At 65.7% G+C, this 15,301-nt stretch carries 16 protein-coding genes; 6 read left to right on the forward strand and 10 right to left on the reverse strand.

Features of this window, described 5'->3' with window-relative positions:
* Positions 1-43 precede the first annotated feature (43 nt).
* From GGD61_RS31695 to GGD61_RS31710, 4 genes are read right to left on the reverse strand one after another with little or no spacing between them, the layout of a single operon-like run.
* On the reverse strand, positions 44-1,330 hold the full coding sequence (locus tag GGD61_RS31695) for an FAD-binding oxidoreductase (protein ID WP_183231838.1): 1,287 nt from the start codon (positions 1,328-1,330) through the stop codon (positions 44-46).
* Between the two features lie 12 nt (positions 1,331-1,342).
* The gene (locus tag GGD61_RS31700; RefSeq protein ID WP_092253889.1) at positions 1,343-2,074 is read right to left on the reverse strand and encodes an amino acid ABC transporter ATP-binding protein; all 732 of its coding nucleotides are present in this window, start codon (positions 2,072-2,074) and stop codon (positions 1,343-1,345) included.
* The gene (locus GGD61_RS31705; protein WP_092253891.1) at positions 2,071-2,724 is read right to left on the reverse strand and encodes an amino acid ABC transporter permease; all 654 of its coding nucleotides are present in this window, start codon (positions 2,722-2,724) and stop codon (positions 2,071-2,073) included. Before GGD61_RS31705 ends, GGD61_RS31700 begins: the two co-directional genes overlap by 4 nt.
* A 31-nt stretch (positions 2,725-2,755) precedes the next feature.
* On the reverse strand, positions 2,756-3,514 hold the full coding sequence (locus GGD61_RS31710; protein ID WP_092253893.1) for an ABC transporter substrate-binding protein: 759 nt from the start codon (positions 3,512-3,514) through the stop codon (positions 2,756-2,758).
* A gap of 179 nt (positions 3,515-3,693) precedes the next feature.
* On the opposite strand from GGD61_RS31710, the gene GGD61_RS31715 reads away from it, so the two are divergent.
* Positions 3,694-4,338: a helix-turn-helix domain-containing protein gene (locus GGD61_RS31715; RefSeq protein WP_183231839.1), complete on the forward strand. Its 645-nt coding sequence runs from the start codon at positions 3,694-3,696 to the stop codon at positions 4,336-4,338.
* Positions 4,339-4,493: 155 nt separating this feature from the next.
* On the opposite strand, the gene GGD61_RS31720 is transcribed toward GGD61_RS31715, so the two are convergent.
* Complete coding sequence (locus tag GGD61_RS31720) at positions 4,494-5,759, reverse strand: D-amino acid dehydrogenase (protein WP_092253897.1); 1,266 nt, start codon at positions 5,757-5,759, stop codon at positions 4,494-4,496.
* Between the two features lie 70 nt (positions 5,760-5,829).
* The gene (locus GGD61_RS31725; RefSeq protein ID WP_177236993.1) at positions 5,830-7,158 is read right to left on the reverse strand and encodes an aspartate aminotransferase family protein; all 1,329 of its coding nucleotides are present in this window, start codon (positions 7,156-7,158) and stop codon (positions 5,830-5,832) included.
* 148 nt (positions 7,159-7,306) lie between these two features.
* Here GGD61_RS31725 and GGD61_RS31730 point away from each other — a divergent pair, with 148 nt between their 5' ends.
* Together GGD61_RS31730 and GGD61_RS31735 are read left to right on the forward strand one after the other, a co-directional pair.
* A complete protein-coding gene (locus tag GGD61_RS31730; RefSeq protein WP_008561958.1) occupies positions 7,307-7,855 on the forward strand; it encodes a cupin domain-containing protein in 549 nt (182 codons plus the stop codon).
* Between the two features lie 191 nt (positions 7,856-8,046).
* Entirely contained in the window at positions 8,047-8,199 is a 153-nt protein-coding gene (locus GGD61_RS31735) for a hypothetical protein (RefSeq protein WP_177236994.1), read from the forward strand.
* A gap of 42 nt (positions 8,200-8,241) precedes the next feature.
* Here the strand turns inward: GGD61_RS31735 and GGD61_RS31740 are convergent, their stop codons facing one another.
* The 3 genes from GGD61_RS31740 to GGD61_RS31750 are packed head-to-tail and all read right to left on the reverse strand — an operon-like array spanning position 8,242 to position 12,045.
* Positions 8,242-10,503: a xanthine dehydrogenase family protein molybdopterin-binding subunit gene (locus GGD61_RS31740; protein ID WP_092253901.1), complete on the reverse strand. Its 2,262-nt coding sequence runs from the start codon at positions 10,501-10,503 to the stop codon at positions 8,242-8,244.
* Positions 10,496-11,551, reverse strand: coding sequence for a xanthine dehydrogenase family protein subunit M (locus tag GGD61_RS31745; protein WP_092253903.1), 1,056 nt, complete (start codon positions 11,549-11,551; stop codon positions 10,496-10,498). The genes GGD61_RS31740 and GGD61_RS31745 overlap by 8 nt, the downstream gene beginning before the upstream one ends.
* Positions 11,548-12,045 (reverse strand): (2Fe-2S)-binding protein, encoded by a 498-nt coding sequence (locus GGD61_RS31750; protein ID WP_092253905.1) that lies wholly within the window; start codon positions 12,043-12,045, stop codon positions 11,548-11,550. The genes GGD61_RS31745 and GGD61_RS31750 overlap by 4 nt, the downstream gene beginning before the upstream one ends.
* A gap of 251 nt (positions 12,046-12,296) precedes the next feature.
* Here GGD61_RS31750 and GGD61_RS31755 point away from each other — a divergent pair, with 251 nt between their 5' ends.
* Together GGD61_RS31755 and GGD61_RS31760 are read left to right on the forward strand one after the other, a co-directional pair.
* Complete coding sequence (locus GGD61_RS31755) at positions 12,297-12,935, forward strand: TetR/AcrR family transcriptional regulator (protein ID WP_092253907.1); 639 nt, start codon at positions 12,297-12,299, stop codon at positions 12,933-12,935.
* A 66-nt stretch (positions 12,936-13,001) separates the two neighbouring features.
* Positions 13,002-13,409 carry a DUF4864 domain-containing protein gene (locus GGD61_RS31760; RefSeq protein WP_092253909.1) on the forward strand — a complete coding sequence of 136 codons (408 nt, stop codon included), beginning with the start codon at positions 13,002-13,004 and terminating at the stop codon, positions 13,407-13,409.
* Here the strand turns inward: GGD61_RS31760 and GGD61_RS31765 are convergent.
* Positions 13,406-14,593 (reverse strand): MFS transporter, encoded by a 1,188-nt coding sequence (locus tag GGD61_RS31765; protein WP_177236995.1) that lies wholly within the window; start codon positions 14,591-14,593, stop codon positions 13,406-13,408. The two genes, GGD61_RS31760 and GGD61_RS31765, sit on opposite strands and share 4 nt — an antisense overlap.
* A gap of 225 nt (positions 14,594-14,818) precedes the next feature.
* Here GGD61_RS31765 and GGD61_RS31770 point away from each other — a divergent pair, with 225 nt between their 5' ends.
* Positions 14,819-15,259: a hypothetical protein gene (locus GGD61_RS31770; protein WP_092253913.1), complete on the forward strand. Its 441-nt coding sequence runs from the start codon at positions 14,819-14,821 to the stop codon at positions 15,257-15,259.
* Positions 15,260-15,301: the final 42 nt, after the last annotated feature.

The raw sequence follows: 15,301 nt of genomic DNA on the forward strand, positions 1-15,301 counted from the left end.
ATCTGTGATGCAAGGCGTCGCTCCTGACCGGGCGGCGCCTTATTCACATGCCGAGCCGGTCCCGTATGCGGCCAGCGATCACGGCGGTCGTCACCCCGACCGGCCAGAACGCGTGCATCGGGATCGGCTTGATGCCCGTGATGGGCATGTCGATCTCCGCCTTGGCCCCGCCGATCAGCCGACGCGCGAGCTGCGCGCCCATCGCGGTCGCGAGCGCGACGCCGCGGCCGTTGCAGCCGAGCGAGATCAGGATGCCTTCGGCCGGCTCATGCACGTGGGGATAGTGATCCCCGGTGATGGCGAGCCGGCTATTCCAGCCGTGAGTCCAGGCAACGCCTTTCAACTGCGGCCATAGCCGCTCGGCATAGCGCATGAGATAGGCGACGTCGTTCGGCGACTTGATCCAGCGCATCGGGCCGCGGCCGCCCATCAAGAGACGATTGTGCTGATCGATGCGGTAATACACCGTGATGTGGCCGCTCTCGTAGAGCACGGACCGCGTCGGCATGATCGCGCGGGCCACCGTATCGGAGAGCGGCGCCGTGGCCGCGATCGAAGAGAAAACCGGCACGATTGTGCGGCGGAGCGCCGGCCAGAGATCGTCGGTAAAACCGTTGGTGGCGAGCAGGACCTTGTCGGCATGAACCACCGCCCGCGGCGTCTCGATGCGCCAGCGGCTGCCATCGCGGCGCAGTGACAGCGCCGGCGTCTCGCCGTGCACCTTCGCGCCGGCCGAGACCGCGGCGCGTGCGAGACCACGGGCGTAACTGAGCGGATGCAGATCGCCGCCGCGCGCATCGAGCATGGCGCCGATGTAGCGGTCGGTACCGGTCATCTCGCGGAGCTGCTCGCGGTTCAGATATGTCACTGGCATGCCGCGGCGGATGCATTGCTGAGCGGTGGTCTTGATCGCGGCAGCCCTGGCCTCGTGATAGGCCGCGCGCAGCGTACCGTTCTGACGTGCCTCGCACGGGATCTGGTAGCGGCGGATCAGATCGTGCGTGAAATTCGTGGTGCCGTAGGCGAACTCGATCATGCGGCGGCCGAGGTCAGCGCCGAAATCAGCCGCGATCTGATCAGGATCGTGCTTCAGGCCGGGATTGGTGTGGCCGCCATTGTTGCCGGACGCGCCCCAACCCGGCTCCTGCGCCTCCAGCACCAGCGCCTCGACACCCTGCTCCGCCAGATGCAACGCCGTGGACAGGCCGGTGTAACCACCGCCGACGATCGCGACCGAAACATTCCTGTCCGTATCGAGCGGCGGCGTGGCGGCCGGCGCAACGGCGGTGTCGGCATAGAGCGAGGGCGGCAGAGGCAGGCGCGCAGGCATGGCAAAGACCAATCAAAGCGGATGCAGCACACGCCGCAAAAAATCCTGCGTGCGCGGATGCTGGGGCTGGTTGAGCAGCGCCTTGGCCGGCCCCTGCTCGACGATGACGCCGCCGTCAATGAACAGCACGCGGTCGGCGACGTCGCGGGCAAAGCCCATCTCGTGAGTGACGACGACCATGGTCATGCCGTCGTCGGCGAGCTTGCGCATCACGCCGAGCACGTCGCCGACGAGTTCGGGATCGAGCGCCGAGGTCGGTTCGTCGAACAGGATCGCCTTGGGCTGCATAGCGAGCGCCCGCGCGATCGCGACGCGCTGCTGCTGGCCGCCGGAGAGCTGCGGCGGATGCGCATCGGCCTTCTCGGCAAGCCCGACCTGGGCAAGCAATGCGCGGCCGCGCTCCAGCGCCTGGGCACGCGGCTCCTTCTTCACAAAGAGTGGCCCCTCGATCACGTTCTCCAGCGCCGTCCGGTGCGGAAACAAATTGAAGCGCTGGAACACCATCGAGACCTGGGTGCGGATGTTCACGATCGACGGCGCATCGCGATCGACTTTCAGGCCCTCAACGCTGATCTCGCCGCGGTCGTAACTTTCGAGCCCGTTGATGCAGCGCAGGATGGTGGACTTGCCGGAGCCGGAGGGACCGACGATGCAGACCACCTCGCCCTTCTGCACGGAGGCCGTGATGCCCTTGAGCACCTCGTTCTCGCCAAAGCTCTTGTGGACGTCGTTCAGCTCGATCATCGCTTGCCGGCCCGCTTCTCGAAGTGACGAACCAGCAGGATCAGCGGAATGCTCATGGTGAGGTACATCAGCGCCACAAGCGTGAACACGCTGGTGTTCTTGAAGGTCGAGGACGCGATCAGCTTGCCCTGCAGCGCGAGCTCGGCGACCGTGATGGTGGAGGCCTGCGAAGAGTCCTTCAGCATCATGATCATGACGTTGCCGTAAGGCGGCAGCACGATGCGCACCGCCTGCGGCAGCACCACGCGCCGCATGGTGAGCCACCAGCCCATGCCGATCGACTGCGCCGCCTCGATCTGCCCCTTGTCGATCGCCTCGATGCCGGCGCGGAAATTTTCCGCCTGATAGGCCGAATAGGCGACGCCGAGCCCGAGGATCGCGGCCTGCAAGGCCGATAGCGTGACGCCGAGATCGGGCATCACGAAGTAGAGGTAGAACAACAGCACGATGATCGGGATGCCGCGGATCACATTGATCAGGCTGGCGCTGATCATCGACAGCGCCTTGATGCCGGACACCCGCATCATCGCCCAGATCAGGCCGAGCACCGTCGAGAGCAATAGCGAACCGATGGTGACGACGATCGTCAGTGCGACGCCGTTCATCAGGATCGGGAAGAACTCGACGGCGTCGCGCCAGAAGCCTTTCATCGGGCAGCCTTCATCGATCCGAATTTATCGATCAGCCCTGGGCCTTCAGGCCCCATTTATCGAGGATCTTGTCGATGGTGCCGTTGGCCTTCAGCTTGGCCAGCGAGGCGTTGATCTTGCCGAGCAGCGCGCTCTCGCCCTTGCGCACGCCGATGCCGACCGAGCCGACGGTGACGGGCTTGTAACCATCGACGAGCCGCACCTCGGGGAAGCCGCCCTGCTTCAGATTGTAGGCGAGGATCGGATAATCGGCGTAGCCGGCCTTGAGGCGACCGGTGTTCACGTCGCGCAGGATGTCCGGAATGGTGTCGTAGGCCTTCACGTCGGCGAACAGGCCGGACTTCTTCAGCGCATCGACGAAGGCGGTGCCGACCTGCGCGCCGACGGTCTCGCCCTTGAGGTCGTCCTGCGTAGCGTAGGCCTTGGTGTCGGTCTTCGGCACCACCAGGCCCTCGCCGTAGGTGTAGATCGGGTCGGAGAAATCGACGACTTCCTTGCGCGGTGCGGTAATGAACATCGCGGCGGCGATGATGTCGATCTTGCTCGAGGTCAGCGACGGGATCAGCGCCGAGAATTGCATCGGCTCGATCTGCACATTGAAGCCGGCATCCTTGCCCACCTCGGTGACGAGATCGACCATGATGCCCTGGATGGTGTTGGTCTTGGTGTCGAGGAAGGTGAAGGGAATACCCGTCGGGGTCGAGCCGACCTTCAGCACCTGCTGCGCCGAAGCGGGCGCCACGGCTATCAGTGCGAGCGCCGCGACCGCGGCCAGACCAAAACGCTTCATCGCATCCCCCTTTGGGTCTGGCCGATGGCGGCGCTCGCAGGTGTCGTGATCAGACGTTGCGAGCCGAGCCGTTTCGGCCTATTTTCACCAATATGAAAATTTGGTCACACTTTCGCGGATGATGCAAGTGGTTTTCATGCACATGAAGGAAGCGGTTTGACGTGAGCGGTGGCAAAAGAATGCGCAGACCGGCCGCGATAAAGCCGGTGAAGAGGGTGAAGACCAAAGCCGTCGCCAAATCCGCCGAGCCCGCGATGGACGTCGCGGTCGGCCGCCGCATCAGGGATCTCCGGCGCGTCAGGCAATTCTCGCTGGAAACGGTCGCGGCGCGCACGGACCTGTCGATCGGCTTTCTCAGCCAGATCGAGCGCGGCCTGTCGTCACCATCGCTACGCGTGCTGGCGACGCTCGCCGACGTGCTCGGCGTCGGCATAGCCGCACTGTTCGGCGCAAGCCCAAGCGCCGACGGCACCTCCGATCAGGTGGTGACGCGCGGGCTGCAGCGGCCCGAGCTGAAGCTCTGGCGCACCGGCGTCTCCAAGCAATTGCTCAGCCCGGCGAGCGCCGACAACAAGCTCAATCTGTTCCTGGTGCATCTGGAGCCCGGCGGCTCCACTGGCGACGAGCTCTACACCCATGACGGCGAAGAGGCCGGCCTCGTGCTCGAAGGCGAGATGATGCTGACGGTGGACAGCGAGACCTGGTCGCTGAAGACCGGCGACAGCTTTCGCTTTGCCAGCCGCCGGCCACACCGGTTTTCCAATCCGGCGCAGGATGCGAAGGCCATGGTGCTGTGGGTGAATTGCGTGACGGGGGCGGGGTGACCGCTCTCCCTCTCCCCGTTCTTACGGGGAGAGGGTCGGGGTGAGGGGCGCCCTCCGCGCAAGCGGTCAGAGTGAGACTCGCGGAGGCTCCCCCTCAACCGGAATTTTCTATGCAAATTCCGGCCTCTCCCCGCACGCGGGGAGAGGCGAAGAGATCACCCAAACCGGTGCTTATACCGCTCCACCGTCAGCGCACTCACATCGATGTCCGGCTTCTTGCCCGACAGCATGTCGGCGAGCACGCGACCCGAACCGCAGGACATGGTCCAGCCGAGGGTGCCGTGGCCGGTGTTGAGGTGGAGGTTGGCGAATTGCGTCGGGCCGATCACGGGCGGGCCGTCCGGCGTCATCGGACGCAGGCCGCTCCAGAACGTCGCCTTGGCGAGATCGCCGCCGCACGGAAACAGATCGGACAAGGAATGATCGAGCGTGGCCCGGCGCGCGTCGTAGAGCTTGTCCGAATAGCCCGAGATTTCGGCGGTGCCGCCGACGCGGATGCGGTTGCCCAATCGCGTGATCGCGACCTTGTAGCTCTCATCCATCACGGTCGATTCCGGCGCGCCGGAGGCCTCCTTGATCGGCACCGTGATCGAATAGCCCTTCACCGGATAGACCGGCAGCGAAATGCCGAGCGGCGCAACCAGCCGCGACGACCAGCTGCCGAGCGCGAGCACGTAAGCATCAGCCTGCAACATGCCGGCGCTGGTCGCGACGCCGCTGACGCGCGCGCCGTCGGTGACGATACGGTCGATCGAGGTGTTGAACATGAAGCGCACGCCGAGCGCCTCGGCATGCTTGGCCAGCGCCTGCGTGAACATGTGGCAGTCGCCGGTCTCGTCCTGCGGCAAGCGAAGCCCGCCTACGAACTTCTGCTTCACGCCGCCGAGTGCCGGCTCGACCGCGATGCAGCCCTCGCGACTCAGCACCTCGAAGGGCACGCCATATTGCTTGAGCACGGCGATGTCCTCGGCGGTGCCGTCGAGCTGGGCCTGGTAACGGAACAGCTGCAGCGTGCCTTGCGAGCGCTCGTCATACTGGATGCCGATGTCGCGGCGCAGATCGCGCAAGGAATCGCGGCTGTATTCCGCGATCGGGATCATCCGGCTCTTGTTGACCGCGTAACGCGCACTGGTGCAGTTGCGCAGCATCTTGAGCAGCCAGACCCACATCACCGGATCGAGCTTCGGCCGGATCACCAGCGGGCCGTGCTTCATCAGGAGCCACTTCACCGCCTTCACCGGCACGCCGGGGCCGGCCCAGGGCGAGGAATAGCCGGGCGACACTTCGCCGGCATTGGCGAAAGAGGTCTCCAGCGCCGGCTCGGGCTGACGGTCGACGACCGTGACCTCGTGGCCGGCACGCGCAAGGTAGTAGGCAGAGGTGACACCGATGACACCGCTGCCGAGGATCAGAACTTTCACGCTTGGTCAAACTCCCGCGGCATCACGCTCGCCGCTGCAAGGAAACAACTCGCAACGGCGAGAGCAATTATCAGGCCACCCGCTTGATGGCGTCACCCAGGATCGACACGATGTCGTCGATGTGGCTCTTCTCGACGATCAACGGCGGCGACAGCGCAAAGGAATCGCCGCTCATGCGGAAGTACAGCCCGCGATTGAAGCAGTCGACCATGACGTCGTAGCCACGCGCACCGACCGCACCGTCACGCGGCGACAGCTCGACCGCGCCCATCAGCCCGCAATTGCGGATGTCGATGACGTTGGGCAGGCCCTTCAGCGAATGCAGCGCATCGCGCCAATAGTCGGCGATCGAGGCGCCGCGCGTCAGCAGGCCTTCATCCTTGTAGATGTCGAGCGTCGCAATGCCGGCGGCGCAGGCGGTCGGGTGCGCCGAATAGGTGTAGCCATGGAACAGCTCCATGACGTTTTCCGGGCCGATCATCATGGCGTCATGCACCTTGCGATGCGCGAACACCGCGCCGCACGGAATGGTGCCGTTGGTGATGCCCTTGGCGGTGGTCATCATATCAGGCGTGACGCCGAAGAAGTTGGCGGCGAACGGCGTGCCGAGGCGGCCGAAGCCGGTGATGACCTCGTCGAAGATCAGGAGAATGCCGTGCTTGTCGCAGATCTCGCGCAGGCGCTGCAGGTAGCCCTTCGGCGGCGGCAGCACCGCGGTCGAACCGGGCACCGGCTCGACGATGACGGCAGCGATCGTCTCGGCGCCGTGCAGAGCCACCAGACGCTCGAGATCGTCGGCGAGCTCGGCGCCGTGCTCGGGCTGGTCCTTGGCGAAGGCGTTGCGGGTGAGATCGTGGGTGTGGCGGATGTGGTCGACGCCCGGCAGCAGGGTGGCGAAGGCGCGGCGGTTGGCGACCATGCCGCCGACCGAGGTGCCGCCGAAGCCGACGCCGTGATAGCCGCGCTCACGGCCGATCAGGCGGGTGCGGCTCGCCTGGCCGTTGGCGCGGTGATAGGCGAGCGCGATCTTCAGCGCGGTGTCGACCGATTCGGAGCCGGAATTGGTGAAGAAGATCCGGTCGAGGCCCTTCGGCGCGATCTCGGCGAGGCGCTCGGCGAAGTCGAAGGCCAGCGGATGGCCCATCTGGAACGACGGTGCGAAGTCCAGCGTCATCAGCTGGCGCTCGACTGCGGCGGCGATCTGCTTGCGGCCGTGGCCGGCATTGACGCACCACAGGCCGGCGGAGCCGTCGATCACCTTGCGGCCGTCGACGGTGGTGTAGTGCATGCCCTCGGCCGAGGAGAACAGGCGCGGCGCCTTCTTGAACTGCCGATTGGCCGTGAACGGCATCCAGAACGAGTCGGTCTTGATAGTGTTCGGAATCTGATGAAGGGTCACGGCCGCGCTCCTTTGCTGACCCTCTAGCAGAGCCACGGCTTCAAAAGCGCAACAAGTCCTTTTCTGGTAACCTGCAAGCCATTGATTTCGCTGGGGCTGCCGGTCCATATTTGCGCGATCCGCAACACCTGCAACACAGGACTTGGCTATGAGCGTCGACATCGGTGGACGGCTGCGATTCATCCGGGCGCGTCACAAGCTGTCACAGCGCGAGCTGGCCAAGCGCGCCGGGGTCACCAATTCGACGATTTCGCTGATCGAATCCAACCAGATGAACCCCTCGGTCGGCGCCCTCAAGCGTATCCTCGACGGCATCCCGATGGGGCTCGCCGAGTTTTTCGCGCTGGAGCCGGAGTCGAGGCGCAAGATCTTCTACCGCGCCGAGGAGCTGACCGAAGTCGGCAAGAAGCCGATCTCCTATCGGCAGATCGGCGACAATCTGTTCGGCCGCAGCCTGCAGATCCTGAAAGAGCGCTACGAGCCCGGCAGCGACACCGGGCGCGTCCACCTCGTCCATGACGGCGAGGAAGGCGGCATCGTGATCTCGGGCAAGCTCGAAGTCACCGTCGAAGACGAGCGGCGCATCCTCAATCCGGGCGATGCCTATTATTTCGAGAGCCGCCGCCCGCACCGTTTCCGCTGCGTCGGCGGCAAACCGTGCGAGGTGATCTCGGCCTGCACGCCGCCGACGTTCTGAATCGCGAACAGTCGCATCCGGAAGGTTCCGGGCGGCCACCGGTATCTTACGGTGGTTGAGCCATCTCAATTTCCGCGCGCCGGACCGCTATATATTACGAACCGTAGCCGAGCAGCCTGGCTTAGAGGTGCTGAGGTTATGGCCCCGGACTCCTGGGTACTCCGGGGCCGCTTCGTAACAGGGGCTCGCGCATGAAGACCACTCTTGCCAATGCGGAAGCCGCGCTCGACGAAGTCCTGCGCGACACCGACAAGCTCCGTTCGCGCGAGCTGCGCAAGGCCATCGCGAAATACATCGAAGTGCAGAAAGAGCAGATCAAGGCTCTCCGCAGGATGATGAACTGATCGTCCGCCGCAGAGCGAGCGGGCCTCGCTCCGCCTGCCGCCTCAACGCTGCGCCAGCAACTCCTCAATCCGGATCGGGAATTTGCGGACGCGCACGCCAGTCGCATGCCAGACCGCGTTCGCGACCGCGGCGGCACTGCCGGTGATGCCGATCTCACCGACGCCCTTGATGCCGAGCGCATTGACGTGCGGGTCGTGCTCCTCGACCGTGATCACGTCGAGCGGCGGCACGTCGGCATTCACGGGAACGTGGTACTCGCCGAGATTGGCGTTCATGATCCGGCCGCTGCGGCGGTCGGTGACGGCCTCCTCGTGCAGCGCAAAGGAGAGGCCCCAGATCATGCCGCCGAACAGCTGGCTTTGCACCATACGCGGGTTGACGATGCGCCCGGCGGCAAAGGCCCCGACCATGCGGGTGACGCGGACCTGACCGAGTTCGGGATCGACCTTCACTTCCGCGAACACCGCGCCATGGGCATGCATGGCATATTCCTCCATCGCCGCGGGGTTCGGCGCACCGGTGCCGTGCGCCTCGACCTCGGCGACGCCGGCGCGCGCGAGGATCTCGGCATAGCTCTCGCCGCGGCTCTCGTCATCGCGCCGGATCAGTCTGCCGTCACGCGCGATCACGCCGGCATTGCCGGCGCCGAACAGCGGAGAGCGCTCGTCATTGGTGGCGAGATCGGCGAGCTTTGCGATCACGGCCGCGCCCGCGCTGTGGATCGCCGCACCCGCGGTTGCGGTGTGCGCGGAGCCGCCGGCGATGCCGGCATCGGGCAGGTCCGATGTCCCCGCCTTGAACGTGACGCGGTCGACATCGAGGCCGACGGCGTCGGCCGCGATCTGCGCCAGTGCCGTCCAGGCACCCTGCCCCATGTCGTGTGCGCCGATCTCCATCACGCCGGAGCCGTCGCGGCGGATCGCCGCGCGTGCTTCGGCCTGGAACATCAGCGCCGGGAAAGTCGCCGTGCCCATGCCCCAGCCGACCAGCAGGCCGGCATCGTCGCGCATCTGACGCGGCTGCAGCGGACGCTTCGCCCAGCCGAAGCGCGCCGCGCCCTGATCGTAGCAGGCCCGCAGCGCCTTTGACGAGAACGGTTTTCCCGTGATCGGCTCGACCTCGGCATAGTTCTTCAGGCGGAAGGAAAGCGGATCGATGCCGCAGGCCCACGCCATTTCGTCGATCGCGCTCTCCAGCGCAATCGAGCCGGTCGCCTCACCGGGTGCGCGCATGAACAGCGGCGTGCCGGTGTTGACGCGCACGGCGTCATGCGAGGTGCGGATCGCAGGCGCCGCATAGAGTGTGTGCGAGGCATCGGCCGCGGGCTCGTAAAAATCGTCGAACGTACTCGATACGGTCCGCGCATGGTGATCGAGCGCGGTGAGGCGCCCCTCTCCGTCGGCACCGATGCGCAGGCGCTGGCGCGTCGGCGCGCGATGGCCGACCGGGCCGTACATCTGCTCACGGCGCAGCACCAGCTTGACCGGCTTGCCGACCAGCTTCGCCGCCATGATGCCGAGGACCGGCGGGCCGCCCATGAGCCCCTTCGAACCGAAGCCGCCACCGAGGAACGGGCTGCGGATGTGGATCTTGTCGTGCGCGATACCGAACAGCTCGGCGATGCGCGCAAGCGACAGCTTCAGGCCCTGGGTCGGCATGTCCACGGACAGCTTGTCGCCATCCCAGTGAGCCACGACCGCATGCGGCTCCATCGCGTTGTGATATTGCGGCGGCGTCTCGTAGGTCGCGTCGATCTGCGTCTCGGCCGAGGCAAGGCCCGCCTCGACATCGCCGCGGTGATTTTCGGTGGGGTTGCCGACGCCGACGACGGGCGGCACAAAACTCTCGCCGGCATCGAGGCCGATGAGCGCAGGCAGCGTCTCATAGCGCGGCGCCAGCAGCGCGGCACCTTCCGTCGCGGCTTCAAGCGTCTCGGCGATCACGACCGCGATCGGCTGATTGGCGTAGCGGACCTCGTTGCTCTGCAAAGCCTCCATCCGAAACACGAAGGGATTGGTCTTGATCTCGGGGTCGATGGCGAGGGGTGGCTTGTGGTCGGACGTCATGACATCGACGACGCCGGGATGGCGCTTGGCGGCGGCGACATCGAGCGACGCCACACGTCCGCGCGCGATGCTGGAGGTCGCGATCACCGCAAACAGCATGCCGGGCGGATGATTATCGGCAGCATAGGTCGCCTGCCCCGTGACCTTGAGGACGCCGTCACGACGGGTCAGCGGCTGGCCGATATTAGAGCCGTGGCGCAGATGGGCAGGCGCACTGGTGAGGTTGAGCTCAGGCATGGATGGCTCCTGATGTCGAGGCAAAGGGAGAGGCCGGCAGTGCGGGCAGGCGCGCGGGCGTACCGGCGGCAGCGAGGGTCAGCGCGCGCACGACGATGCGGCGTGCGAGCTCGATCTTGAAGGCGTTGTCGCCGGACGGCTTTGCGTCGGTCAGCGCACGCCAGGCGGCTTCCTGGAAGGCATCGGTCGTGGGCGCGACGCCCTTGAGAACGTCCTCCGCAGCGCTGGCACGCCAGGGCTTTGCGGCGACACCGCCGAGCGCAAGCCGCGCTTCGGCGATCCTGCCGTTCTCGATCCGCAACGCAGCAGCGGCCGAGACCACCGCGAAGGCGTAGGAGGTTCGCTCGCGGACCTTGAGGTAGCGCGCATGCGGGGCAAACTCGCGCGCCGCCGGCGGCAGGCGCACTGCAACGATGAGATCGCCCGGCTCGAGCGCGGACTCGCGCTCGGGCGTATCGCCGGGCAGGCGATGCAGCTCGTCGAGCGCGATCTCGCGCCGGCCCGCCCGCCCCTCGATCTCGACGACCGCACCGAGCGCGACCAGCGGCACGCAGAAATCGGAGGGATGCGTGGCGATGCAGCTCTCGCTCCAGCCGAGCACCGCGTGGGTGCGGTTCTCGCCGCCGCGCGCATCGCAGCCGCTGCCGGCCTCGCGCTTGTTGCAGCGGCTGGCAGTGTCGTAGAAATACGCGCAGCGCGTCCGTTGCAAGAGATTGCCGCCGACGGTCGCGGCATTGCGCAACTGCGCGGATGCCCCGGAGAGAAGGGCTTCGGCGACGGCGGGATAGGACCTTGCAAAGTCCGCATCATGCGCGAGATCGGCGTTGCTGACGAGCGCACCGATGCGCAAGGACCCATCGGCGAGGCGCTCGATGCCGTCGAGCCCATCGAGATGCGTGACGTCGACCAGACGATCCGGACGGCTGACGCCGCCCTTCATCAGATCGAGCAGATTGGTGCCAGCGGCGAGATAGACCGCGCCCGGCTGGGCAGCGGCGGCAACCGCTTCAGTGACGGTGGCAGGCCTGACGTAATCGAACGGTTTCATGCGGAGCGCCTCTGATCGCTTTCGTCCATCTGTCCTTGCGCATCGAGCACGGCATCGACGATGCCGGCATAGGCGCCGCAGCGGCACAGATTGCCGCTCATGCATTCGCGGATGCGTTCGGGATCGTTGCCGGCCTGGCCTTCGCCCATCATGCCGATCGCGCTCATGACCTGACCCGGCGTGCAGAAGCCACACTGAAATCCGTCATGGGCGATGAAGGCGGCCTGCACGGGGTGCAGCTGGTCGCCGCGCGCAATGCCTTCGATGGTGAGGATGTCGGCGCCGTCATGACTGATCGCGAGCGCGAGGCACGAGTTGATGCGCTTGCCGTCGACCAGAACAGTGCAGGCGCCGCACTGGCCGCGATCGCATCCCTTCTTGGTTCCGGTGAGATGGAGGCGCTCACGCAGGAGATCGAGCAGCGTGACGCGTGGATCGTCGAGGACGAAGTCGCGCCGCGCACCGTTCACGGTGAGGCTGATGGAGTGGTTCATACAAGGCTCCGATCAGATTTGGACATGAGTGATCGCGCAGCGCGCCACCGTCGTGGCCGCCGTCGATCCAAATTGACCGGGCAGAAGCCGGCCAACATCGAGGCGAAGATACGGAGGCTCCCTCCGCTTAACAAGGGCCGGTGGAAAAATATTGGAATTGGTCAAAACCCCGTGCGCCACCAACGCGATGCAGCCCGGCAAGGGTTCAACGAGGGTTCAATCTAACCAATTCGTGATCTACATTGCCTGATATGGACGACCACACCGACCAGACCCGGAAGCCCCGCGCCGATGCCGTGCGCAATCGCGAGCGCGTGCTCGAAGCCGCCAAGGCCGTGTTCAACGCGGGCGGCCCGGAGGCGAGCCTGGAGGCCGTCGCCAAGCGCGCCGGCGTCGGCATCGGCACGCTCTATCGGCATTTTCCGACGCGTGAGGATCTGTTCGAGGCGGTGTACCGGCGCGAGGTCGGGCAGCTCAGCGAGCTTGCCGAGCACCTGCGAACCGCAAAGGATCCGGTCGAAGCGCTGCGGCGCTGGCTGCGGTCCGCCGTCGAATTCGTTGCCACCAAGAAAGGCATGTCGGCCGCGCTGGCGCTGGCGTATCAGAGCTCGTCGGAACTTGCCGTTTTCTCCATGGAGCGGCTGACCAAGGCGATCGGCTCGCTGCTCGCGCGCGCGGTCGCAGCCGGCCAGATGCGCGCCGATATCAGCCCGGAGGACCTGCTGCGGGCGTTTTTCGGGATGTGCTACATGCACGATCAGCCGGGATGGCAAGCCTCGGTGCTGCGCCTGCTCGACGTGTTCGTCGACGGATTGCGGGTGCAATCCGCTGCCAAGGCCAAGGCGCGCGCGGCCAGGCCAGACAAGCCCGCGGTGAAACGGAAGCGATAGCGCGCCCGTATTGCCCTGAGGTCATGCTAGGATCAGCATTGCCGGGATTTCAACGCGGAGCCTGTCATGCGCATTGCCGCCTTGCTGGTCGCTCTCAGTATTGCCTTCAATCCCATCTCAGCACGCGCCGACGATGTCGCGACGGCGCAGGGCGTGATCCGGGCCCAGGAGCAGGCCTTCGCCCGCGACGATGCGAGCGCGGCCTATTCCTTTGCCGCGCCGGCGATCCGGGAGATCTTTCCCGCGCCGGACATCTTCATGGCCATGGTGCAAAGCGGCTACGCGCCGGTCTACCGGCACAAGAGTTTCGAGTTCGGCGAGAGCAAGATCGAGGGCGGTTGGATTGCGCAGCGCGTCCACATCGTCGATGCCAATGGCGAGGCCTGGGAAGCCCTGTACACGCTCGAGCAGCAGGCGGACGGCAGTTACAAGATCACCGGCTGCTCGCTGCTGAAGGCGGGACAGGCGGTTTAGGTTGCGAAGCCAGGTCCGGTCCTGACCGACTTCATCCGCGAGCGGATCAACAGCAACACGACGATGCCGATATTGAGCGCGTTCCACGCCACGCCGTTGGCGAACGCCGCGGCGTAGGAGCCGGTGGCATCGAAGATGATGCCCGACACCCAGCCGCCGAAGGACATGCCGAACACCGAGGCGAAGATCACGATGCCGACGCGCGTCGCCGCCTCGCTCGCCGGCATCGCCTCGCGCACGATGATGGCATAGCTCGGCACGATACCGCCCTGGAACAGGCCGAACATCGCGGAGATGAGATACAGCGAGGCGAGGCTGTCGAAGAACAGATAGAACACCAGCGCGAAGCCCTGCGCCACCGATCCCACCAGCAGTGTGCGGATGCCGCCGATCTTGTCGGCGAGGAAGCCCGAGCCGATCCGGCTGACGATGCCGCAGGCCATCATCAGCGACAGCATCTCGGCGCCGCGCGCCACGCCATAGCCGAGATCGCCGCAATAGGCGACGATATGCACCTGCGGCATCGCCATGGCGACACAGCAGGAGATGCTGGCGATCGAGAGCAGCACCGTCAGCGTGTTGGTCGAGAGCTTGAGATCGACGCGCGGCGGTGGCGCATTGGCGTGATCGTGGACCTTGTCGTCGCCCATCTGCGCACGCAACACCAGCACCAGCATCGTCATCAGGCTGACGCAGACGATGCCGATGCCGATATGGGTGTGACGCCAGCCAACCTCCTGCATGCCCCAGTTCACGATCGGCGGCCACATCGTGCCGGCGAAGTAATTGCCGCTGGCGACGATCGTCACGGCAAGGCCGCGATAACGCTCGAACCAGTGCGAGGCCTCCGCCATCAGCGGCGCGAAGGTCGCCGACGTTCCGAGGCCGATCAGGAAATACGCCGCCACGAACTGCCAGAGATGCGCGGACAGCCCCGCGAGCACATTGGCAACGCCGAGGAAGGCGATGCTGATCGCCATCGCGGGCACGATGCCGAACCGGTCGGTGATCTTGCCGGCGATCACGCCGCCAAGCCCGAAACCGAACATCATCAGCGTGAAGGCGAGCGACACCGCGCCGCGTGTGGCACCGAATTCCGCTTGCACCACGGGAATCACGACCACGACCGCCCACATGCCGACGGCGCCGATCGAGCCGATCACAAGCGCAATAAGCAGCCGCATCCAGGCCTGACGGGAATCAGGGCTGAATGAATCAGAGCTTTGTCCTGGATGATTGGGCGCGTGCACGCGCGGAACATGTTCGCGGATCGCCTTGCGGTCAAGCATCGTGGCGCGATATTGGGCATGCGCGGTGCACTGCGGTAATAAGTTCTTGGCGAACGCGCGTTTTGCGATTAGTTTGCAATCTGCGTGAGCAAATCGCCGCGCGGAACACATGTCGGCGGAATGTTGCTGCGTTTGACACGAGCGATGCGGATCAGGGTGGGGCGGATCATCGCCCTCGCCTATCTGTTCTGCGTGCTCGCGCCGGCCGCAAGCCTCGCCTTGGGCAGCGGCCCGGCGCCGTGCCTTGATGAGGCCCTGCTGGCAGATCCCGCACCAGTCCATCATCAGATGGGGGCGGGTCATGCGCACGACGGCGCATCGCACGACCACGCGGGGGTGCACGCGCATCACCAAGCCAAGCAGGACGCGCCGGCTCAGCATGACCATGGCGGCAAGGGAACAGTCGGCCCCTGCTGTGCGATGATGTGCGTCAGTGGGTTGCCGGCCGATCTGCCGGTCGTCGCGACGCTGGTCCAGCCAATGTCCACCTGTGCGGCCGAGATCGTGGCCAGCCTGCACAGCGCGGCGCCGCCCCTGCACTACCGTCCTCCCATCGCCTGATCTGACACGACGATTTCGGGCCGTTGCGCGCTTTTGCGCGCG

Origin of the sequence: Bradyrhizobium sp. SBR1B, assembly GCF_014198205.1 — a bacterium.
Classification (GTDB): Bacteria; Pseudomonadota; Alphaproteobacteria; order Rhizobiales; family Xanthobacteraceae; genus Bradyrhizobium.